Here is a 21,795-nt window from a genome sequence, read left to right as displayed (position 1 = left end):
CTCTTCGGGGTCTTGCACGTCTTCAGGTCTTGCGCGTCCGCGTGCTACGCGTCTTCGAGGTCGTGGGCGTCCCGCGGGCGCCGGATGTGCGCGAACGGGGTCCGATCGGATACCAAGAGCACATGGCGGTGTTCGTCGCGCTCGGCGCGTTCCTGATGACGCTGGCCGGCGGCTGGACGGCCCTGCGGGTCACCGACCGCCGTCATCTCGTGCTGGGCCTGGCCGGCGGCCTGATGCTGGGCGTGGTCGGCCTCGACCTGCTGCCGGAGGCGCTGGACGCGGCCGGCACCGAGGTCTTCGGCGTACCGGCCGCCCTGCTGCTCTTCGTGGCCGGCTTTCTGCTGGCCCATCTGGTGGAACGTCTGCTGGCCGTACGGCAGGCCGCGCACGGCGCCGGGGAACCGGGCGGCCGAGTCCCGGAGGTGGGCCTGACGGCCGCCGCCGCGATGGTCGGCCACAGCGCCATGGACGGCGTCGCGATCGGCGCGGCCTTCCAGATCGGCGGCGGCATGGGCGCGGCGGTCGCGGTGGCCGTCATCGCCCACGACTTCGCGGACGGGTTCAACACGTACACGATCACGAGCCTGTACGGGAACGCCCGCCGCAGAGCCCTCGCCATGCTGTTCGCGGACGCCGCCGCCCCCGTGCTGGGCGCGGCCTCGACGCTCCTGTTCACCATCCCGAAGCCCCTGCTCGGCGGCTATCTCGGCCTCTTCGGCGGCGCGCTCCTGTATCTCGCGGCGGCCGAGATCCTGCCCGAGGCCCACCACGAACACCCCGCCCGCTCGACCGTGCTGTGCACGATCGCGGGCGCCGCGTTCATCTGGCTGGTGGTGGGCCTCGCCGAGTGAGCCCGCTGCCGGGGGTCTCACAGCTTGCCGCCCCGCCCGCTCTCGCGCCGCGCCGGCGCGATGAGGGTCGACAGATACGGCAGGGCGGCGCCGTCGAGGTCACCGGCGGGCCGGATGGACTCCTCCGCCAGCCCGAGCGCCGAACCCCACACCGCGTCGTCGAGCCGCCCGGTCTCCCGCAGCGCCTCGGCCACCTCGCGCGCCTGCCGCCCGAACTTGTAGGCGACCACGGTCCCCGGCCCGCTCAGCGCGTCCTTGAGCACGGAGGCCCCGGCGGTGACGGGAACCAGCGTCAGCGGCTCGGTCCCCTCCGTCAGCACCGCCCCCGACCGCGCGGCCAGATCCTGCATGGCGGTGATCCCGGGCACCGTCTCGACGACGACCCCCGGCACCAGCTCGCCGATGGTCTGCGCGAGATAGGTGAACGTCGAGTACACGTTCGGATCCCCGATGGTCGCGAAGGCCACCGACCCATGGGCCGCCAGCAGCCCGGCGACCCGCTCCCCGGCCGCGTCCCAGGCGGCCTCCCGCCGCGCCCGGTCACTGCGCTCGTTCAGCGCGAACACGACCCGTACGACCTTCTCCGCGGGCACGTAGTGCAACACGGTGGCTTCGGCCCGCCCCGGCTCACCGCCGTCGTTTCCGTCGGACGCGGCCATGACGGGGACGACGACGACCTCGGCGGCCCGCAGCGCGTTGACACCCTTGACGGTCACCAGCTCCGGGTCACCGGGCCCGACCCCGACTCCGATCAGCCTGCTGCTCATGACGTCCGGCACCTCTCCACGAACCTACGGGCGACACCGGGCTCCGACGCCCAGTGCGTGTGCAGATAACTCGCGTGCACACCTCGCTGTACAAAACCCTCCAGCCGCCGCGCCGGTGTGCGCACACCCCAGGCGGCGACCTCGCCGGCGCCCGGCTCCACCACCGTGCGGTGGAACTCGTGCCCCCGCATCCGGGTCCCGGCGACGGCCAGCACACTGTCACTGACGGCCACGGCATCGCGATAGCCCAGCGTCAGCCGCTCACCCATCCGCGCGGAGGCGTCGAGCACCCCGCACATCGGCTGCCCGTCCAACGCGCGGCAGAGGTACAACAGGCCGGCACACTCGGCGGCGACGGGCGCCCCGCTCTCCGCGAGAGCGGAAACGGCCTTGCGCAGCGGTTCGTTGGCGGACAGCTCAGAGGCATACACCTCGGGAAACCCACCCCCGATGACCAACCCGGCCACCCCGTCGGGCAGTTCCTCGTCCCGCAGCGGATCGAAGACGACGACCTCGGCCCCGGCGGCGCCGAGCAACTCCGTGTTCTCGGCATAGGAGAAGGTGAAGGCGGCCCCACCGGCGACGGCGACCCGTACCTTCGAGCCCGGACCTGCGCCATCCAGCCCGTCCGGCGCTTGAGGACGAGGCCCCTTCAGGGCCGAAGCGGGGTCTGGGGGCGCAGCCCCCAGCGACGACGGGGGTCCCCCCGCTCGACCGAGGCCGAGAGCGGGGGAGGGAAGGGGCGGCGGGGGCGAAGAAGCCAGAGCCTCCCCCGCATCCCAAGCCGCACAGGGCAACGCACCCGCACTCCGCGCCAGCGCGACCAACGCCTCCAGATCACACCCGTCGGCAACCTGCGAAGCCATCGCGGCCACGGCCGACACGGCCTCGACCCCCCGCTCGGCAACCGGCACCAGCCCCAGATGCCGCGACGGCGTGGCCACCTGCTCCACCCGCCGCAACACCCCCAGCACCGACACCCCCGCCGAGTCCAGCGCCTCCCGCAACAACGCCTCGTGCCGATCGGAGGCGACCTTGTTGAGGATCACCCCCGCGACCCGCACCTGCGGATCCCACGAGGCGAACCCGTGCACCAGCGCCGCCACCGACCGGGACTGCGACGACGCGTCGACGACCAGCACCACCGGTGCCCCGAGCAGCTTCGCCACCTGGGCGGTGGACGCCAGTTCACCCTCCCCGGCGGCCCCGTCGTACAGCCCCATCACACCCTCGACGACGGCGATGTCACACCCACGTGCACCGTGCAGGAACAACGGTCCGACCAGCTCCGGCCCGCACAGGTACGCGTCGAGGTTGCGCCCCGTCCGCCCGGTCGCGAGCGCGTGATACCCGGGGTCGATGTAGTCCGGCCCGACCTTGTGCGGGGACACGGCGAGCCCCCGCGTGGCGAGCGCGGCCATCAGCCCCGTGGCGACGGTGGTCTTGCCGCTGCCCGAGGAGGGCGCGGCGACGACCAGCCGGGGGACGGACGAGGTCACCACTCGATGCCCCTCTGCCCCTTCTGCCCGGCGTCCATCGGATGCTTGACCTTGGACATGTCGGTGACGAGATCGGCGAGGTCGACGAGCTTGTCGGGCGCGTTCCGCCCGGTGATGATCACATGCTGGTTCCCGGGCCGGTCCCGCAGCACGGAGACGACCTCGTCCACGTCCACCCACCCCCAGTGCAGGGGATAGGCGAACTCGTCCAGCACGTACAGCCGGTACGTCTCGGCGGCCAGATCCCGCTTGACCTGCTCCCAGCCCTCCCGGGCCTTCTCCTCGTTGTCCATCTGGGAGTCCCGCTGGACCCAGGACCAGCCCTCGCCCATCTTGTGCCAGTCGACGGACCCGCCCTCACCGCTGGCGCCCAGCACCCGCAGCGCGTTCTCCTCGCCGACCTTCCACTTCGCCGACTTGACGAACTGGAACACCCCGATGGGCCACCCCTGGTTCCAGGCACGCAGAGCGAGCCCGAAGGCGGCGGTCGACTTGCCCTTCCCGATCCCCGTGTGCACCACGACGAGAGGCCGGTTACGCCGCTGACGGGTCGTCAGCCCGTCGTCCGGTACGACACTCGGCTGCCCCTGCGGCATTACGCGGCCCTCCTCGAAGTCCCCTGAACATCCCTGACCAGCCCGGCGATCGAGTCCGCCCGCAGCTCGTCGAGCGTCACCGGCGTACCGCCCAGCTCACCCGCGAGCTGTCCGGCGAGGCCCAGCCGCACGGGCCCCGACTCGCAGTCCACGACCACGGAGGCGACACCGTCGGCCGCGAACAGCCGGGCCGCCCGCCCGGCGAGCGCCACCGGCTCGGGCCCGCCCGTGGCGCGCCCGTCCGTCACCACCACGACCAGCGCCCGCCGCGCCGGATCCCGCAGCCGCTCCACCCGCAGCACCTCGTGCGCCCGCAGCAGCCCCGCCGCGAGCGGCGTACGCCCACCGGTCGGCAGCGACTCCAGCCGCACCGCCGCCGCGTCCACGGAGGACGTCGGCGGCAACGCCACCTCGGCGGCCGACCCGCGGAACGTCACCAGCCCCACCTTGTCCCGCCGCTGGTAGGCGTCCAGGAGCAGCGACAGCACGGCACCCTTCACCGCGCTCATCCGCTGCCGAGCCGCCATCGACCCGGAGGCGTCGACGACGAACAGCACGAGGTTCCCCTCACGCCCCTCGCGGGTCGCCTGCCGCAGATCGTCACGGCGTACGACGAGACCGCGTCCCGACCGGCCCCGCGCCCGCTGATGCGGCGCCGCCGCCTGCACGGTCGCCGCCAGATGCAGCTTGGTCAGCGCCCCTCGGGGCCGCCGCGCACCCGTCGTCCGCCCGTGCTCGGTCCGCGCCCGCGAACGCCGGCCCGCGGCCCCCTCACCGAGCCCCGGCACACTCAGCACCTTGGTACGGAAGGGCTCGGCGGCCCGCGCCGGCTGCTGCTCGCCCGAGCCGCCACCGGAGGACCGCGGTTCCCCGCCCTCCTCCCCGGCCTCGGGCCGCGCACCGGTGTCGCCGCCCTCGTCGTCCGGTCCCTCGGACGGCGGCTGCCCGCCACCCCCGCCATCGGGCCCGTCCGGATCCGGGTCGGGATCCTCGTCGGACCCGCCCCCGAACTCCTCCAGGGTCTCGTCGAGCTTGTCCTCGTCAAGTCCCGGCGCGTCAAAGGGATTGCGCCGCCTGCGGTGCGGCAGCGCGAGCAGCGCGGCCTGCCGTACGTCCTCCGCGATCACCTCGGTCCGCCCGGCCCACGCGGCCAGCGCGGTCGCCGTCCGCGCCATCACGATGTCGGCCCGCATCCCGTCCACCTCGAAGGCGGCACAGGTCGCCGCGATCTGCCGCAGCGCCCCGTCGCCCAGCAGCACGGACGGCAGCAACTCCCGCGCGGCGACGATCCGTTGACGTAGCGAGGTCTCCTCGCCGGCCCACTTCTCCGCGAACCCGCCGGGATCGTCGTCGTAGGCGAGCCGCCGCCGCACGACCTCCACCCGCTGGTCGGGCTCCCGAGAGGCGGCGACCTCGACGGTCAGCCCGAACCGGTCGAGCAGTTGGGGGCGCAGCTCGCCCTCTTCGGGGTTCATGGTCCCCACGAGCAGGAACTTCGAGGCATGGCGTACCGAGACGCCCTCGCGTTCGACGTAGGAGGCACCCATCGCCGCCGCGTCGAGCAGCAGGTCGACCAGGTGGTCGTGGAGGAGGTTGACCTCGTCGACGTAGAGGATTCCGCGGTGCGCGTCGGCGAGCAGGCCCGGCTCGAAGGCCTTCACGCCCTCGGCGAGCGCCCGCTCGATGTCGAGCGCGCCGACCAGCCGGTCCTCGGAGGCGCCGACGGGGAGTTCGACCATGCGGGCCGGCCGGGTCGCGAACGCCCCCGGCTCGTGCGGCCCGTCGGGACAGGCCGGATCGGGTGAGTCGGGGTCACAGGAGAACCGGCACCCGGAGACGACGTCCACCCCCGGCAGCAGCGCCGAGAGCGCGCGCACGGCAGTGCTCTTCGCGGTTCCCTTCTCGCCCCGGACGAGGACGCCGCCGACCGCCGGACTCACTGCGTTCAGGAGCAGGGCCAAGCGGAGGTCGTCCTGCCCGACGAGGGCAGTAAAGGGATAGGGCGTGCTCACGCGGTGATCACTCCTTCGAAGGGCTTATGGCAGGACGACCCGCAGTCGAGCCGCGGATCCGTCATGGTCGAAGCCTGCTCCCTGCCGGTGCGGGGGTGGTCCGGCCGTATCGCCGGCGGTAGGCGGCGTGCTGGTGTGCTCCCCGCCGCCGCGGGGATCTTCAGGGAGTTCACGCGTCCCCCTCCAGATCGCCCTCAAGCTCAAGGTAGGTCGCCCGGAGTCGGTCCAGGGTCTCCTGGTCCGGCTCCGCCCACAGTCCGCGCTCGGCGGCCTCCAGGAGCCGTTCCGTGATGCCCCGCAGCGCCCAGGGGTTGGACTTCCTCATGAAGTCCTGGTTCTCCTGGTCGAAGACGTACTCCGCGCTGAGCTTCTCGTACATCCAGTCGTCCACGACCCCGGCCGTCGCGTCGTACCCGAAGAGGTAGTCGACGGTCGCCGCCATCTCGAAGGCGCCCTTGTAGCCGTGCCGTCGCATCGCCGCCATCCAGCGGGGGTTGACGACCCGGGCGCGGAACACCCGGTGCGTCTCCTCGCCCAGCGTCCGCGTCTTCACCTGGTCCGGGGTGGCGGAGTCGCCGACGTACGCCTCGGGGGAGGCGCCGGTCAGGTGCCGGACCATGGCGACCATGCCGCCGTGGTACTGGAAGTAGTCGTCGGCGTCGACGAGGTCGTGTTCGCGGGTGTCGACGTTCTTCGCGGCCACCGCGATGCGCCTGAACGCCGTCTCCATGTCCCCGCGCGCCGCCCGCCCGCCGAGCCCGCGCCCGTAGGCGTAGCCGCCCCAGACCGCGTACACCTCGGCGAGGTCGGCGTCCGAGCGCCAGTTGCGGGCGTCGATCAGCGGCAGCAGGCCCGCCCCGTACGCCCCCGGCTTCGAGCCGAAGATCCGGGCGGTGGCGCGCCGCCGGTCACCGTGCTCGGCGGTGTCCTCGTCGGCGTGGGCCTTGACGAAGTTGCGGTCGGCCGGCTCGTCCAGCTCGGCGACCGCCCGCACCGCGTCGTCGATCAACCCGACGACGTGCGGGAACGCGTCCCGGAAGAAGCCGGAGATGCGGACCGTGACATCGATGCGCGGCCGGCCGAGTTCGTCCAGCGGCACGACCTCGAAGCCGGTCACCCGGCGCGAGGCGTCGTCCCACACCGGGCGGCAGCCGAGCAGCGCCAGGATCTCGGCGATGTCGTCGCCCTGGGTGCGCATCGCGGAGGTGCCCCACACCGTCAGGCCGACGGACTTCGGGTAGTCGCCGGTGTCCTGGAGGTAGCGCTGGACCAGCGAGTCCGCGAGGGACTGCCCGACCTCCCAACTCAGCCGGGAGGGAATGGCCTTGGGGTCGACGGAGTAGAAGTTGCGCCCGGTCGGGAGCACGTTGACGAGCCCGCGGGTCGGCGAGCCGGAGGGGCCCGCCGGGACGTAACCGCCGTCCAGGGCCTTGAGGATGTGGTCGATCTCGTCGGTGGTCCTCGCCAGCCGCGGCACGACCTCGACGCAGGCGAACTCCAACACGGCGACGGCGTCGGGAAGTTCGGCGCCGATGACCTCACGGACCAGGGGCGCTGCCTCGGCGACCGCCCAGCCCCGCTCCTCCATGCCCTCGGCGAACCGCCGGCACAGCTGCTCCAGCAGGTCGATCGCGTCGGCGGCCGAACGGGCCGGCCCCGCGACGAGGTCCGTCAGCTCCACCGGCAGCTTCACCGGCGCGCCGGGCTCGGCCAGCAACTCCTTCTCCACCAGCCCGAAATGAGCCGCGAGACAGGCCCTGAGCCCCGGCAGCGCGTTCGCCTGCCCGCCCCACACCTGCGAGGCCCGCAGCACGGCCAGCACGAGGTTGACGCGCGGCTCGGCCTCCGGACCGCCGCCGAGGATGTGCAGCCCGTCGCGGATCTGCACGTCCTTGATCTCGCACAGATAGCCGTCGATGTGCATGACGAACTCGTCGAAGGCGTCGTCGTCGGGCTGGTCGTCGATGTGCAGGTCGTGGTGGAGCTCGGCCGCCTTCACCAGCGTCCAGATCTGCGCCCGCACGGCCGGGGCCTTCGTCGGGTCCAGGTCGGAGACGAGCGCGTACTCGTCGAGCAGCTGCTCCAGCTTGGCCAGGTCGCCGTAGGTGTCGGCGCGGGCCATCGGCGGCACCAGGTGGTCGACGACCGTGGCGTGCCCGCGCCGCTTGGCCTGGGTGCCCTCGCCGGGGTCGTTGACGATGAAGGGGTAGACGAGGGGGAGTTCACCGAGGACGGCGTCCGGCGCGCACCCGCCGCTCAGGCCGAGTCCCTTGCCCGGCAGCCACTCCATGGTGCCGTGCTTGCCCATGTGGACGATCGCGTCGGCGCCGAAGCTGTTGTCCAGCCAGCGGTAGGCCGCCATGTAGTGGTGCGACGGCGGCATGTCCGGGTCGTGGTAGATCGCGATCGGGTTCTCGCCGAAGCCGCGCGGCGGCTGGATCATCACGACGACGTTCCCGAACCGGAGGGAGGCGAGCACGATCTCGTCCCCGTCCACGTACAGGTTGCCCGGCGGCTCGCCCCAGGCCTCCAGCATGCCGTCCCGCAGTTGCGGGTCGAGCTTGTCGAACCACGCCCGGTAGTCGGCCAGCGGCACCCGCGCGGGCGCGGCGGCGAGCTGCTCCTCGGTGAGCCATTCGACGTCGTGGCCACCGGCGTTGATCAGCCGGTGGATCAACTCGTCCCCGTTGTCGGGGTGTCCCTCGACGACGTACCCGGCGTCCCGCAGCGCGTCCAGGACGCGGATCGCCGAGGCGGGCGTGTCCAGGCCGACCGCGTTGCCGACCCGCGAGTGCTTGGTCGGGTAGGCGGTGAAGACGAGCGCCAGCTTCTTGTCGGCGTTCGGCTTGTACCCGAGCCGCGCGTGCCGTACGGCGATCCCGGCGACCCGGGCGGCCCGCTCGGGGTCGGCGACGTACACCGGAACGTCGTCCGGGCCCTGCTCCTTGAAGGAGAAGGGGACCGTGATCAGCCGGCCGTCGAACTCGGGGATCGCGACCTGCATCGCCGCGTCCATGGGGGACAGGGCGGCGTCCGACGCGGACCAGGCGCTGTACGAGGAGGTGAGGCAGAGCCCCTGCAGCACGGGGATGTCGAGATCGGCCAGCGCCCCGATGTCCCAGGCCTCCTCGTCGCCGCCGGCCGACGCCTGCGAGGCGTGCGTGCCGCCGGCCGCGAGGACGGTGGCGACCAGAGCGTCTGCCCGGCCCAGGATCTCGTACAGCCCCGCGTCCGCGCCGCGCAGTGAACCGCAGTACACGGGAAGGGCGTTGGCGCCGCGCGCCTCGATCGCCTCGCACAGCGTGTCCACGAAGGCGGTGTTGCCGCTGAGTTCGTGGGCGCGGTAGAAGAGCACACCGACGGTCGGACGGCCGTCCTCAAGCACCCGCTCCCCGTGGACGCCGTACTCGGGCATCTTCAGCGGCTCGACGAAGCCCTCGCCCGTCAGCAGCACGGTGTCGGAGAGGAAGCGGGCCAGCTCGGTCAGGTTCTCCGGGCCGCCCTCGACGAGATAGCGCAGCGCCTCGGCGACGACACCCGCGGGCACGGACGACTCGGCCATCAACTCGGCGTCGGGCACGGTCTCGCCGCCCAGCAGGACGGTCGGGATGCCGGACGCCTTCAGCGCGGCGAGCCCGTCCTCCCAGGCCCGCTTGCCGCCCAGCAGACGGACGACGGCGAGGTCCGAGCCCTCGATCAGCCCGGGCAGTTCCTCCGCGACATCCACCCGGGTCGGATTGCCGATCCGGTAGGAGGCGCCGGAAGCGGCCCGGGCGGCCAGCAGATCCGTGTCGGCGGTGGACAACAACAACACTGTGCTCATGCGGGCGCTCCCGGTGGAATGAAAGGCAGTCCTTGCGGCGCGCCGGACTCGATGAGCCGCCACAGCGCGTCCGTGTCCGCGTGCTGTTCGATCAGGTCGCCGAGCCGGTCGAGCTGCTCCTCGCGCAGCGCGGCGAACGAGGTGTCGGGGGCCGGCACGAACCGGCGGCCCGCGGCGGCGGCCACCTCGCGCAGGAAGGCCCGCCGGAAGCCGTCGGATTCGAGGGAGCCGTGCCAGTGCGTGCCCCAGGTCTGCCCGACCCGGCAGCCGTCCAGGAAGGGGTCCCCGCCGTCGACCTCGGCGATGCCGTGATGGATCTCGTACCCCTCGACGGGTTCGCCGAGGGCCTCACCGACGGGCCGGGTGAGGGTCTTCTCGCGGGCGAACCGCACCCGCACGGGGAGGACCCCGAGCCCGTCCACATGGCCTCGACGGCTCTCCACGTCGTCCTCGATGTGCTCGCCGAGGACCTGGAAGCCGCCGCAGATGCCGAGGACGGGCCGCTGTTCGGCGGCCCTGCGGACCAGGGCGTCGGCGAGCCCCCGCTCCCGCAGCCACTCCAGGGCACGGACGGTTCCCCGGGTCCCCGGGACGACGACGAGATCAGCGTCGGCCAGTTCCTCCGCCCGGTCCACGAACCGCACGACGACACCCGGCTCGGCGGCCAGCGCGTCCACGTCCGTGAAGTTGGACATCAGCGGAACCGCGCAGACGGCGACCCGCAGGACGTCCTCGCCGACCGGAGGCGCCACGGTCGACTCCCGGACCGTGCCCCGCAGGGAGACCCGCAGCCCGTCCTCCTCGTCGATGCCGAGCCCGTGCCGAAAGGGCAGGACGCCGTACGTCTGCCGTCCGGTGAGGCCGTGCAGCATCTCCAGCCCCGGCTCCAGCAGGGACACATCGCCCCGGAACTTGTTGACGAGGAACCCGGCGACCAGCGCCTGGTCCTCGGGGGAGAGCAGGGCGACGGTCCCGAAGAAGGAGGCGAAGACGCCACCGCGGTCGATGTCGCCGACGACGAGCACCGGCAGCCCGGCGTTCCGGGCGATGCCCATGTTGACGATGTCGGTCCGCCGGAGATTGATCTCGGCGGGACTTCCCGCCCCCTCACAGATCACCGCGTCATACGTGCCCCGCAACTCGGCGAGACAGTCGAGAACGGTCCCGAGAAGCCTCTGCTGCCGCCCGCCGTGATAGCCGCGGGCGCTGAGCTCCCCGACCGCCTTTCCCAACAGCACGACCTGGCTGCTCTGTTCACCGCCCGGCTTCAGCAGCACGGGATTCATCAGCGCGGTCGGCTCGATACGGCAGGCCTGCGCCTGCATGGCCTGCGCCCGCCCGATCTCGGCACCCTCCCGCGTCACGAACGAGTTGAGGGACATGTTCTGCGCCTTGAACGGCGCCACCTTCGCCCCCTGCCGCACCAGCCAACGGCAGATCCCGGCGGTGACGACGCTCTTGCCGGCGTCCGAGGTGGTCCCGGCGACGAGCAGTCCACCACCGGTCATGAGGCACGCCCCCGCGTCAGCAGCCGTGCGGCGACGCCCACGCCGAGCGTGAGCCAGCCGACGCGCCGCGACAGCCGTACGGCCCGTTCGATGTCGCAGGTCGCGACGGTGCGCCCCTCCTCGTTGAGGACCGGCCGGTGCTCGACCCGTCCCGCGTAGGACAGGGTCCCGCCGAGCCGTACGCCCAGCGCCCCCGCGAACGAGGCCTCCACGGGACCGGCGTTGGGGCTCGGATGCTTCGCCGCGTCGGCCCGCCAGGCCCGCACGGCACCTCGCGGATCCGGCCCCGCCACCGCGGCGAGCACGGCGGTCAGACGCGCCCCCGGCCACCCCGCGACATCGTCGGCGCGGGCGGAGGCCCACCCGTAGCGGCGGTACCGGGGCGACCTGTGCCCGACCATGGCGTCGAGGGTGTTCACGGCCCGGAAGCCGAGCAGCCCCGGTACGCCCCCGACAGCACCCCACACCAGCGCCCCGACCACCGCGTCGGAGGTGTTCTCGGCGACGGACTCGACGACCGCCCGGGCGATTCCGTCGGCGTCGAGGGCCTGCGGGTCCCGTCCGCACAGATGCGGCAGCCGGGCCCGTGCGGCGTCGACGTCCCCGGCCTCCAGGGCCCGCCCGACGGTCCGGGCCTCCCGGGCGAGCGACGTCCCTCCGACCACGGCCCAGGTGGCCGCGCCGGTCAGCGCGACGGAGGCGGCGGGGGAGCGGCGTACGGCACGGGCGGCCATCGCGCCGAGCGTGACGGCGCCACCGGCGCACACCACGGCGTGCAGCGCGCCCCACCCGCGGTGGTCCCGCCACAACACCCGTTCCACGGCGCCCGCGGCCCGCCCGAACAGGGCGACCGGATGCCCGCGGCGCGGATCGCCGAGCAGGAGGTCGCCGAGAAGGCCGGCGGCGGCGCCGTACGCGAAGACGCGATCGGCACGCATCGGCTCAGCCGACCGCGGTCACGGACAGGGCACCGGTGGTGAACGTCAAACGGCAGCCGCGCATGGCGATATGTCCTCACTCAGGGTGTCCACGCCCTGGTTCGACGAGATCGGCGGCGAGAGTTCCTGGCTCCCGGGGCTTTCTGCCCCGGTGACAGTGGCGGGACCGCGCCGGAATCGCACCGGCTTCCTCTCCTGCCGCCGTAGATGGCCCCGGCAGTCCACCACGGTGTTGGAAGGGCCGTCAACTTGCCGTTGACCTGCGAAGGGAGAGTGTGCTGAGACCCACACGCGGGTGGTCGCAGCCGTCACGGAAAGACGTGGGGTGCGGGACGGAGAACCGTCCAGCACCCCACGTGGTGTCCGGGTCGCGCGGGTCAGACGACGATCAGTGAGATCCCGTACGCCACCGCGGCCGCGCACGCCGCGAAGCACACGTACGCGCCGGTGACCGCGAGGGTGGCGGAGTCGCCCTGGGCCGTGGCCCGTTCGCGGCGCGACAGGCCCATGATGCCGAGGGTGAACAGGGCCACGAGGGCCACGGTGATCACGAGGCTGACGCCGAAGACGGAGCCGAGGGCCGCCCAGTCGATCTTCATGCTGCTTCTTCCTTCACGAGGGGAGGTGCCTGGGGGCCGGGCTCAGACGGTGGTCGCGGCCGGCGGGGCCGCGGGGTCGGTGGCGGTGGCGGCCGGGGCCGGGATCGTGGCCGTGAGGTCCTCGGTCACCGTGCCCGTGGGCGGCGGCGTCACGGCGGCGATCGCCGTGGTCACCACACCGGCCGGCTCCCCGCTCCCGTCGGTCTCGTTGACGTTGCTCGCGTCGATCACCTCGCGGCGGGAGACCTTCCAGATGGCCGCGCTGGAGGCGATCAGGAAGACCGCGACCAGGGCGGTGCCGAAGTCCCCGATCCTGGTCACGTACTCGGCGAGCGCGCCCACCAGGGCCGCGGCGGGCAGGGTCAGGCCCCACGCCACGAACATGCGGGTCGCCGTGGACCAGCGGACCACACCGCCCTTGCGGCCGAGGCCCGCGCCCATCACCGAACCGGAGACGGAGTGCGTGGTGGAGAGGGAGAAACCGAGGTGGGAGGAGGCCAGGATGACCGTGGCCGCGCTGGTCTGGGCGGCGAAGCCCTGCTGCGGCTGAAGGTCGGTCAGGCCCTTGCCCATGGTGCGGATGATGCGCCAGCCGCCGAGATAGGTGCCCAGCGCGATGGCCAGGCCCGCGGAGAGGATGACCCAGGTGGGCGGGTCGGAGTCGGGCGCGACGGCCCCGCCCGCGACCAGGGCGAGGGTGATGATGCCCATCGTCTTCTGGGCGTCGTTGGTGCCGTGGGCCAGCGAGACCAGGCCGGCGGAGGCGATCTGGCCGGTCCGGTAGCCCTTCGCGGCGGCCTTGCCGTCGGCCTTCTTGCCGAGGGAGTACGACAGTCGGGTGGCGAGCATCGCCGCGAGGCCCGCGACCAGCGGTGCCGCGATCGCGGGGATCAGCACCTTGGTGACCAGGACGTCACCGTGTACCGCGCCGGCGCCGGCCGAGGCGATGGTGGCGCCGATGAGGCCGCCCATGAGGGCGTGCGAGGAGCTGGAGGGGAGTCCGACCAGCCAGGTCAGCAGGTTCCAGAGGATCGCGCCGACCAGGGCGGCGAAGATGACCTCGGGACGGATGCCGGTCTCGTCGACGAGACCCTTGGAGATCGTGTTGGCGACCTCCACGGAGAGGAAGGCGCCTACAAGGTTCAGCACGGCGGACATGGCCACCGCGACCTTGGGCTTGAGCGCGCCGGTCGAGATGGTGGTGGCCATCGCGTTGGCGGTGTCGTGGAAACCGTTCGTGAAATCAAACGCGAGTGCGGTCACGACCACAATCGCGAGGATCAGCGAGAAGTTTTCCATTTACCCAGGCAATCGTTCGAGGTCATTGGCCGGATGAACGTAGGCAACCTGGATGAACGGAAGGTGAACTGAGCAGGGCCGCACGGTGTCCGGAGTCGATGGTTCTCGCACCGCTCTCTCCGACCTGCTCCGCACGGCCCCTGTGCGGCATGGTCAACTGCCTCTGGCGAACTTCCGCAGGCCGCTCGCGGACCCGTTGAAGAGATTCTGGTCACCCGGCAGACCGCCGCTGTTGTCGTACTGCCAGATCGTCCAGGACGACCAGCCGGCCGGCAGTGCGCCCGCGTCCGCCGAGTCGTAGCGCGCCACCCACAGGGCGTGGTTCGAGGCGAAGGCGGTGCTGCCGCCGGTGCAGGTGTTCCACCAGTGGGTGGTCGTGTAGATCACCGGGCGGCGGCCGGTGAGCCGCTTCACCTCGCCGCTGAACGACTTGATCCAGCTGACCATCTTCGGCCTGGTCAGCCCGTAGCACTTGCGCTTCTTGTCGTACGGGTTGTATTCGATGTCGAGCGCGGGCGGCAGCGTCCAGCCGTCCGCGGTCCAGTCGCCGCCGTTGCGCACGAAGTACGCCGCCTGCGCCCTGCCCGACGACTGGTGGGGCAGCGCGAAGTGGTACGCCCCGCGGAGGATGCCCTCGTCGCGCGCCCCGTCGTACTGCCGGTCGAAGTACGGGTTGCGGTAGGTGGTGGACTCGGTCGCCTTGACGTAGACGAACCGGGCGCCCTTCGCCCTGGCCTTCTGCCAGTCGACGTTCTTCTGGTGGGAGGAGACGTCGTGGCCCTTCGGCAGGCCGGCGGCCGAGGTCGGTGCCTCGGCGAGGGCGATTCCCCCCACGGTGAGGGCCGCCACGGACGCCGCGAGGGCGCGGGCGCGGCGGCGGTACGGACGATGGTCACGGGCCATATGTCCCCCGGAATGGCTACTTACACGACAAAACCCTCGGAGACTACTGGAAGATCATCCACACTCCGGCGATCCCTGGCCGAACGACAGGAGAAGCCTTTTCCGTGCCGGTACGCGACCTTCCGGAGGCGCCTGTTCCGGCCTGAAGTGCCCTCGTTCCACGGCGGGTCGACGCCGCGCCTGGCAGGATCGCGACATGGTCGAGGAGCAGCGGGATCCGGAGAGCGTGCAGGGCGTGCGAGAGGGCGCACAGGATGCGCGGGAGCCGGGAGGGAGGCGGGTGCGCCCCGAGGAGGCGCAGGCCTGGGAGGCGTTGGTCGCGACGGCCCGCCGGACCGTGTCCGAGGGGCTCGTCGTCGGCACCTCCGGCAACGTCTCCGTGCGCGTCGAGGACACCGTCCTGGTCACACCGTCGGGTGTCCCCTACGACCGGCTCGCACCCGGCGACATCACCGGCGTCGGCCTCGACGGCCGACAGGTCCTCGGCACCCTGGTACCGACCAGCGAACTGCCCATGCACCTCGCCGTGTACCGCACCACCGACGCCCGCGCCGTCGTCCACACCCACGCCGTGCACGCCACGGCCGTCTCGACGCTCGTCCCCGAACTCCCGGCCGTCCACTACATGGCCGGCGCGCTCGGCGGACCCGTCCGGGTCGCCCCGTACGCCACCTACGGCACCGACGAGTTGGCCGAGAACATGCTCCACGCCCTGGCCGACCGCTCCGCCTGCCTCCTCCAGAACCACGGCACCGTCACCCATGGCGCCACCCTCGACCAGGCCTACGACCGCACGGCCCAGCTGGAGTGGATGTGCCGCCTGTGGCTGACGGCGTCCTCGGTACCGGGTCTGACGCCGAACCTGCTGTCCCGGGCGCAGGTGGCGGAGGCGGGGGAGCGACTGCGGGGGTACGGCCAGCGAGGCTGAGGCCCACCTGCGCTCCCCGCGGCCGGTGTCACCCCGACCCGCCCTCCCACTGGCCGTCGGCGGAGTCCGCCCGGACACTGGTCGGGTGCGCACTGTCACCGCAACGGCCGCCGCCGTCACCGCCGCCCTGGCCGCCGGCGCCGCGGGTATCGCCGCCGGCCGGCTCGCCAGTGACGCCGCGCTCAAGGCTCCCCCGGGCCGCCCCCTGCCCACCGAACCCCGGCTCACCGTGCACGCGACGGCGGCCGGCCGGGTCGCCCTCACCCGCGACCCGGCCGCCCTGCGCCCCGGCACCTACGGCCTCGGCGGCGACGGCTCGCACGCGGTCGTCGGCCCCGTCCTCGCCACCGAGACCCACTCCGTCGACTCCGTCGTACGCCGACTGGAACGGGTCACGCACGGCACCCTGAAACCCGGCGACAAGGTCCGGCTCACCCCGAACCTGTACGTCGGCGACCCCCGGACCGCCCTCGGCCTGGACCACGCCGACGTCGACATCCCCGGCGAACTCGGCTCCCTGCCCGCCTGGTTCGTGCCCGGCGTCCGCGGAACCTGGGTGATCGCGGTGCACGGCCTCGGCGCCACCCGCGAGCACGCCATGAACCTCATGGCGTTCCTGCACGGCCACCGCGTCCCGGTCCTCGCCCTCGCCTACCGCGGCGACCTCGGAGCGCCCCGCCCGCCGGACGGACTGAACCACCTCGGCGAGAGCGAGTGGCGCGACCTGGACGCCGCGATCCGCTACGCCCTCGACCACGGGGCCCGGCAGATCGTCCTGCACGGCTGGTCCACCGGCGCCACGATGGCACTGCGCGCCGCCACCCGGTCGGGACTGCGCGAGCGGATCTCGGGGCTCGTCCTGGACTCCCCGGTCCTCGACTGGGAGGCCACCCTGCGCGCCCTCGCCTCGGCCCGCCGCACCCCCGGCGCCCTGCTGCCGCTCGCGGTCCGCGCCGCACAGGGCCGCACAGGCCTGTACGGCGGCGACCGCCTCGGCAACGGCACCGCCCCCGAACTGCTCGACGTACCCCCCACACTGATCTTCCACGGCCCGGACGACAGCGTGGCCCCCTGGGGCCCCTCCCGCCGCCTCGCCGCGTCCCGCCCCGACCGGGTCGCCCTCCACACGGTCCGCCACGCACCCCACGCCGCCCTGTGGAACGCCGACCCGACGGCCTACGAAGAGACCCTGCGCCGCTTCCTGACCCCGCTCATGTGACCTCTGGTCCGCCGCCGCCCCCACCCGGTGCGACCCGTTCCGTTTAACGTCGTACCAGTGGCCTGATCTCGGCCTACGGCCCCCCGCGGGGCCCCGGCGTTGGCCCTCCCCGTAGCCCGCCGTGACATTCCGTTTGGGTTTTCCGACCGTCAACCGGAAGACTGCACCCGTGACGTCCCGTATCCCGCGCGACTCCAGGCTTCGACTCGTCCGCCCGCGACCCCTGGCCGCCGCCCCCCGAGCCGTGAACCAGCGGCGCCCGCGCCGCCCTGCCCCCCGCCCGCCGGAGGGCACACCGGCACCCGCGGAACTGGCCAGAATGGCGCGCTCCGGCCTGGCGGCCGCGGCCCGCGTAGCCCACTGGGCCGACGCCGCGCTGCGCCCCGGCCGGGACAGCGCGAGCCCCGACGGCAAGGGCACCCTCTCCGGCGAGACCGCCGAACAGGCCGCCGCCGAGCTGGGCCTGACCGCGGCTCAGGTCCGTGCCGACTGGGACACCGCCCGGCTCGCCGGCCTCATCGAGGTGCACGGCGACAGCGCCCGCCCCGGCTGGCGGCTGCGCGCCTGGGACCGCGACGACAGCGCCGTACTGCGCGGCTGGGTCGCCCTCTTCGACGCCTGGTCGCTCGCCTGCCCGGAACCCGCCGACCACGAGGCGGCCGCGGTCGCCGAGGTCGTCTCGGCGATGCCCCAGGTGCTCTCCTTCCTCCAGCTGTCCGCCGGCCCCGTGCCCGTCGAGCAGCTCCTCGACCTGCTGGAGCAGCGCGTCACCGAACTGCGCACCGAACGCTGCGAGATCCCCTACGGTCCGCAGCCCGTACCGGCGGTGGCGCCCCCGGCCCCGCCGGAGTACACCGACGCCCCGCTCTCCCCCCTCCTGGACTGGGCCCTGCGCGCCCTCGCCTCCGTCGGTGCCCTCACCTACGGCGCCGGACAGGCCACGCTCACCCCGCTCGGCAACTGGGCGGTCTGGGTCAAGCTGGAGCAGATCTGCGTCGCCGCGCAGAGCCCCGCCGGGAACATCGAGCAGGCGGCCGAGGGCATGCTCCGCGGCTGCGCCCAGCTGCGCCCGAACGCGGCCCGCGCCGAGTACCGCGCCTGGCTCGCCGCCCGTCCCGTCGGCAGTGCCGTCACCGAACTGCTCGGCGCCGCCCGCGGCGAGGACGCCCTGCTGCGCGGCCTCGCCTTCGAGGCGCTGCGCGTGGTCGGTGCCCCCGCCGAGCCCGACGTCCGCTCCGTGGCCGAGGAGCCCACGCTGCGGCCGTACGCCCTGCTGTGGCTGGCCGAGCACGACGGGATCGACCCGGAGGACGCCCACGAGGTCCTCACCCGGAAAGAGATGACCTGGCTGTGGGTCGACACCGCCGCCGCGGTCGCCGACCACGGCGAGGCGCCGATGCTCGTACGGCACCTGGAGTCCGCGGTGCAGCCGACCGTGCCCATGCTCCTCGACGAGGTGCGGGCCGTCGGTCACCCCCGCACCGTGCAGGTCCTGGTCGCGCTCGCCGCCGCACACCCCGACCCCGCCCTGGCCAAGGCCGTACGCCGCGCCGCCTTCCAGGTGCACACCGGGGGCAGCTGACCGGGGCCGCTACTCCTGTATCTCGGGCGCGTACGTGCCGAAGCTCCAGATGTTGCCCTCGATGTCCCGGGCCATGTAGTCCCGTGAGCCGTAGTCCTGGTCCGTCGGGGGCATCAGGATCTCGGCGCCGTGCTCCAGGGCGCGCTGGTGGTGTGCGTCGACGTCGTCCACCACGACGTACACCCCGATCGGGCCCGCGTCCTTCATCGCGGCGTCGAAGACGCTGCCGGTGCCCTTGGAACCCAGCATCACCGCGCCGTTGCCCTGCACCAGCTCGGCGTGGACCACCGCGCCGTCCTCGCCCTCGTACACCGAGAGTTCCGTGAACCCGAACGCCTCGGTGAGCTGGGTGATCGCCGCCTTCGCGTCCGCGTAGAGCAGCGTCGGATAGATGCTGGGCCGCCCAGCGTTCGTGACCGCCATGCCGATCACCCCTTCGTGATCAATTGCCGGAAATCCCCACTGCCGTCCAGTCTCGCAGCGACCACTGACAACGCCCCGCCGCCGGCCTCCGGGCTTTTCCTGCCGGACCCTCAGCGGAACGTGTCGCACCGCTCCATGTCCCCGCTCCGATAGCCCTCGTGGAACCACTGCTGCCGCTGCCGCGCCGACCCGTGCGTCCAGGTCTCCGGCGTCACCCGGCCCTGGAACCGCTCCTGGATGCGGTCGTCGCCCACGGCCGCCGCGGCGTCCAGGCCGTCCTGGATGTCCGCGTCCGTGAGGCTGGTGATCAGCGGCCGGCCGGTCGACTCGTCCTTCGTGGTGGTCGCGTGGTGCGCCCACACCCCGGCGTAGCAGTCCGCCTGCAGCTCCACCCGCACCGCGTTGCTCCGCGCGCCGGTCCGCCCGTCCTGCGACCGGCCGAGCGTGCCCAGCAGGTCCTGCACGTGATGGCCGTACTCGTGCGCCACCACGTACGCCTGCGCGAACGGACCGCCGCCGGCGCCGAACGTCGTCCGCAGCTCGTCGAAGAACCCCAGGTCCAGATAGACCTTCCGGTCGCCGGGGCAGTAGAAGGGGCCGACCGCCGAGGTCGCCGCGCCGCACGCCGTGCCCACCTGCCGGCTGAAGAACACCGTGGGGGAGCGGGTGTAGGCACCGTCGCGCCGCCCGAACTCCTGGTCCCAGAAGTCCTGCACGCTGTTGACCACCGCCACCGTGCGGCAGTCGTCCTCGGTGTTCGCGTCCTGTCCGGTCCGGCAGGTCTGCTGGACCTGCGCCGATGAGGACGCCGTGGCGGCGGGCCGGTCGGTGCCGTCGGTGAGGCCCAGCTGGTCCGGCCCGACCCCGAAGAAGAGCCCCAGGAGCAGCGCCAGCAGCCCGGCGAGACCGCCGCCGACGGTCGCCCTCCCGCCCGGGACGCGACGGCCCCGCACGTCCTGCACCTCGGAGGTGTCCAGTCTGGCGTCGTCGTCGAACTGCATGGGACACCGGCCTCCGCGTTCGTCGGGCCCCCGCGGTCATCCTCACCCGGCTCACCGGGCCGGGCGCCGGGCACTGACCCGAACGGGCGACGCCCCGGGCCCCTGGATCGAACACCCGAACGGAGCAAAAGTGGTTGCACGGCCCCGTTAGACTGGCCTCATGGCCATTCTCCTCGCGCACTAGACGGCGGGAACGTCCTCAGTCGCCCACCCGCCTCCCCAATCCGCCCTGGAGTCTGTCCGTGATCTCCGCCTCCGGTATCGAGTTGCGCGCCGGTGCGCGCGTCCTCATCGAGTCCGCCACCTTCCGCGTCGCCAAGGGCGACCGCATCGGTCTGGTCGGCCGCAACGGCGCCGGCAAGACCACCCTGACCAAGTGCCTCGCAGGTGAGGGCGTTCCCGCCGGCGGCACCATCACCCGCTCCGGCGAGGTCGGCTACCTCCCCCAGGACCCCCGCACCGGCGACCTCGACGTCCTGGCCCGCGACCGTGTCCTGTCCGCGCGCGGCCTCGACGTACTGATCCGCAAGATGCGCGACAACGAACAGCGCATCGCGGTCGGCCAGGGAGCCACCCGTGAGAAGGCGCTGCGGCAGTACGAGCGCCAGGAGACGGAGTTCCTCACCAAGGGCGGGTACGCCGCCGAGGCCGAGGCCGCCACCATCGCCGCCGCGCTCAATCTGCCCGACCGGGTGCTCGGCCAGCCGCTCCACACGCTCTCCGGCGGTCAGCGCCGCCGTATCGAGCTGGCCCGCATCCTCTTCTCGGACGCGGACACCCTGCTCCTGGACGAGCCCACGAACCACCTCGACGCCGACTCGATCGTCTGGCTGCGGGACTACCTCAAGACGTACCGCGGCGGCTTCATCGTGATCTCCCACGACGTCGACCTCGTCGAGACGGTCGTCAACAAGGTCTTCTACCTGGACGCCAACCGCGCCCAGATCGACGTCTACAACATGGGCTGGCGGCTCTACCAGCAGCAGCGAGAGGCCGACGAGAAGCGCCGCAAGCGCGAGAGGCAGAACGCCGAGAAGAAGGCCTCCGCCCTGCACTCGCAGGCCGACAAGATGCGCGCCAAGGCCACCAAGACCGTCGCCGCGCAGAACATGGCGAAGCGGGCCGACCGGCTGCTCGCCGGCCTCGAAGCGGTACGGGCCTCCGACAAGGTCGCCAAGCTCCGCTTCCCGGACCCCGCGCCCTGCGGAAAGACCCCGCTGACCGCCGAGGGCCTGTCGAAGTCGTACGGCTCGCTGGAGATCTTCACCGACGTCGACCTGGCCATCGACAAGGGCTCCAGGGTCGTCATCCTCGGCCTGAACGGCGCCGGCAAGACCACCCTGCTGCGCCTGCTGGCGGGTGCCGAGCAGCCCGACACGGGCGCGGTCGTCCCCGGCCACGGCCTCAAGGTCGGCTACTACGCGCAGGAGCACGAGACCCTGGACCCCGAGCGCTCGGTCCTGGAGAACATGCGCTCCGCCTCACCCGACCTGGACCTCGTGGAGGTCCGCAAGGTGCTCGGCTCCTTCCTGTTCTCCGGCGACGACGTCGACAAGCCCGCCGGCGTCCTCTCCGGCGGCGAGAAGACCCGCCTCGCGCTGGCCACCCTGGTGGTCTCGGCGGCCAACGTGCTGCTCCTGGACGAGCCGACGAACAACCTCGACCCCGCCAGCCGCGAGGAGATCCTCGGCGCGCTGCGCACCTACAAGGGCGCGGTCGTCCTCGTCACCCACGACGAGGGCGCCGTCGAGGCGCTCCAGCCGGAGCGGATCATCCTGCTGCCCGACGGCGTCGAGGACCTCTGGAGTGCCGGCTACGCGGACCTGGTCGCCCTCGCCTGAGGCCCC

The 21,795-nt window shown here is 72.8% G+C and carries 17 protein-coding genes and 1 riboswitch; of the genes, 5 read left to right on the top strand and 12 right to left on the bottom strand.

The window, feature by feature from the left end:
- Positions 1-122 precede the first annotated feature (122 nt).
- Positions 123-851: a ZIP family metal transporter gene (locus tag ACZ5VD_RS23195; RefSeq protein ID WP_468554006.1), complete on the top strand. Its 729-nt coding sequence runs from the start codon at positions 123-125 to the stop codon at positions 849-851.
- 17 nt (positions 852-868) lie between these two features.
- On the opposite strand, the gene cobI is transcribed toward ACZ5VD_RS23195, so the two are convergent.
- The 10 genes from cobI to ACZ5VD_RS23145 form a co-directional block, all read right to left on the bottom strand.
- On the bottom strand, positions 869-1,618 hold the full coding sequence (gene cobI / locus ACZ5VD_RS23190; RefSeq protein ID WP_468683132.1) for a precorrin-2 C(20)-methyltransferase: 750 nt from the start codon (positions 1,616-1,618) through the stop codon (positions 869-871).
- Positions 1,615-3,117 (bottom strand): cobyrinate a,c-diamide synthase, encoded by a 1,503-nt coding sequence (locus ACZ5VD_RS23185; protein WP_468683344.1) that lies wholly within the window; start codon positions 3,115-3,117, stop codon positions 1,615-1,617. Before ACZ5VD_RS23185 ends, cobI begins: the two co-directional genes overlap by 4 nt.
- A complete protein-coding gene (cobO, locus tag ACZ5VD_RS23180; protein ID WP_468554003.1) occupies positions 3,114-3,713 on the bottom strand; it encodes a cob(I)yrinic acid a,c-diamide adenosyltransferase in 600 nt (199 codons plus the stop codon). Before cobO ends, ACZ5VD_RS23185 begins: the two co-directional genes overlap by 4 nt.
- Complete coding sequence (locus ACZ5VD_RS23175; RefSeq protein ID WP_468554002.1) at positions 3,713-5,725, bottom strand: putative cobaltochelatase; 2,013 nt, start codon at positions 5,723-5,725, stop codon at positions 3,713-3,715. Before ACZ5VD_RS23175 ends, cobO begins: the two co-directional genes overlap by 1 nt.
- Before the next feature lie 169 nt (positions 5,726-5,894).
- The gene (gene cobN / locus ACZ5VD_RS23170) at positions 5,895-9,548 is read right to left on the bottom strand and encodes a cobaltochelatase subunit CobN (RefSeq protein ID WP_468554001.1); all 3,654 of its coding nucleotides are present in this window, start codon (positions 9,546-9,548) and stop codon (positions 5,895-5,897) included.
- Positions 9,545-11,056 (bottom strand): cobyric acid synthase, encoded by a 1,512-nt coding sequence (locus tag ACZ5VD_RS23165; RefSeq protein ID WP_468683131.1) that lies wholly within the window; start codon positions 11,054-11,056, stop codon positions 9,545-9,547. Before ACZ5VD_RS23165 ends, cobN begins: the two co-directional genes overlap by 4 nt.
- Positions 11,053-11,994 carry a cobalamin biosynthesis protein gene (locus ACZ5VD_RS23160; protein ID WP_468683129.1) on the bottom strand — a complete coding sequence of 314 codons (942 nt, stop codon included), beginning with the start codon at positions 11,992-11,994 and terminating at the stop codon, positions 11,053-11,055. The genes ACZ5VD_RS23165 and ACZ5VD_RS23160 overlap by 4 nt, the downstream gene beginning before the upstream one ends.
- Before the next feature lie 101 nt (positions 11,995-12,095).
- Positions 12,096-12,235, bottom strand: a riboswitch (cobalamin riboswitch).
- A gap of 136 nt (positions 12,236-12,371) precedes the next feature.
- Positions 12,372-12,593 (bottom strand): hypothetical protein, encoded by a 222-nt coding sequence (locus tag ACZ5VD_RS23155; protein WP_468553998.1) that lies wholly within the window; start codon positions 12,591-12,593, stop codon positions 12,372-12,374.
- 42 nt (positions 12,594-12,635) lie between these two features.
- On the bottom strand, positions 12,636-13,892 hold the full coding sequence (locus tag ACZ5VD_RS23150; protein WP_468553997.1) for an inorganic phosphate transporter: 1,257 nt from the start codon (positions 13,890-13,892) through the stop codon (positions 12,636-12,638).
- Between the two features lie 153 nt (positions 13,893-14,045).
- Positions 14,046-14,795 (bottom strand): lysozyme, encoded by a 750-nt coding sequence (locus ACZ5VD_RS23145; RefSeq protein ID WP_468553996.1) that lies wholly within the window; start codon positions 14,793-14,795, stop codon positions 14,046-14,048.
- A gap of 196 nt (positions 14,796-14,991) precedes the next feature.
- On the opposite strand from ACZ5VD_RS23145, the gene ACZ5VD_RS23140 reads away from it, so the two are divergent.
- The 3 genes from ACZ5VD_RS23140 (at position 14,992) to ACZ5VD_RS23130 (ending at position 18,524) form a co-directional block, all read left to right on the top strand.
- A complete protein-coding gene (locus ACZ5VD_RS23140; RefSeq protein ID WP_468683128.1) occupies positions 14,992-15,723 on the top strand; it encodes a class II aldolase/adducin family protein in 732 nt (243 codons plus the stop codon).
- Positions 15,724-15,808: 85 nt separating this feature from the next.
- Entirely contained in the window at positions 15,809-16,942 is a 1,134-nt protein-coding gene (locus tag ACZ5VD_RS23135; protein WP_468683127.1) for an alpha/beta hydrolase, read from the top strand.
- A gap of 169 nt (positions 16,943-17,111) precedes the next feature.
- Positions 17,112-18,524: a hypothetical protein gene (locus ACZ5VD_RS23130; RefSeq protein ID WP_468553993.1), complete on the top strand. Its 1,413-nt coding sequence runs from the start codon at positions 17,112-17,114 to the stop codon at positions 18,522-18,524.
- A gap of 9 nt (positions 18,525-18,533) precedes the next feature.
- On the opposite strand, the gene ACZ5VD_RS23125 is transcribed toward ACZ5VD_RS23130, so the two are convergent.
- Both ACZ5VD_RS23125 and ypfJ read right to left on the bottom strand, forming a co-directional pair.
- Positions 18,534-18,947 (bottom strand): VOC family protein, encoded by a 414-nt coding sequence (locus tag ACZ5VD_RS23125; protein ID WP_468553992.1) that lies wholly within the window; start codon positions 18,945-18,947, stop codon positions 18,534-18,536.
- Positions 18,948-19,057: 110 nt separating this feature from the next.
- Entirely contained in the window at positions 19,058-19,948 is an 891-nt protein-coding gene (gene ypfJ, locus ACZ5VD_RS23120; RefSeq protein WP_468683125.1) for a KPN_02809 family neutral zinc metallopeptidase, read from the bottom strand.
- 242 nt (positions 19,949-20,190) lie between these two features.
- Between ypfJ and ACZ5VD_RS23115 the strand changes: the two genes are divergently transcribed.
- A complete protein-coding gene (locus ACZ5VD_RS23115; protein ID WP_468553990.1) occupies positions 20,191-21,789 on the top strand; it encodes an ABC-F family ATP-binding cassette domain-containing protein in 1,599 nt (532 codons plus the stop codon).
- The last annotated feature ends 6 nt before the right edge of the window (positions 21,790-21,795 follow it).

The sequence above is a fragment of the Streptomyces sp. NPDC032822 genome (genome assembly GCF_055578825.1).
This window is presented reverse-complemented; position numbering and strand designations above follow the sequence as displayed.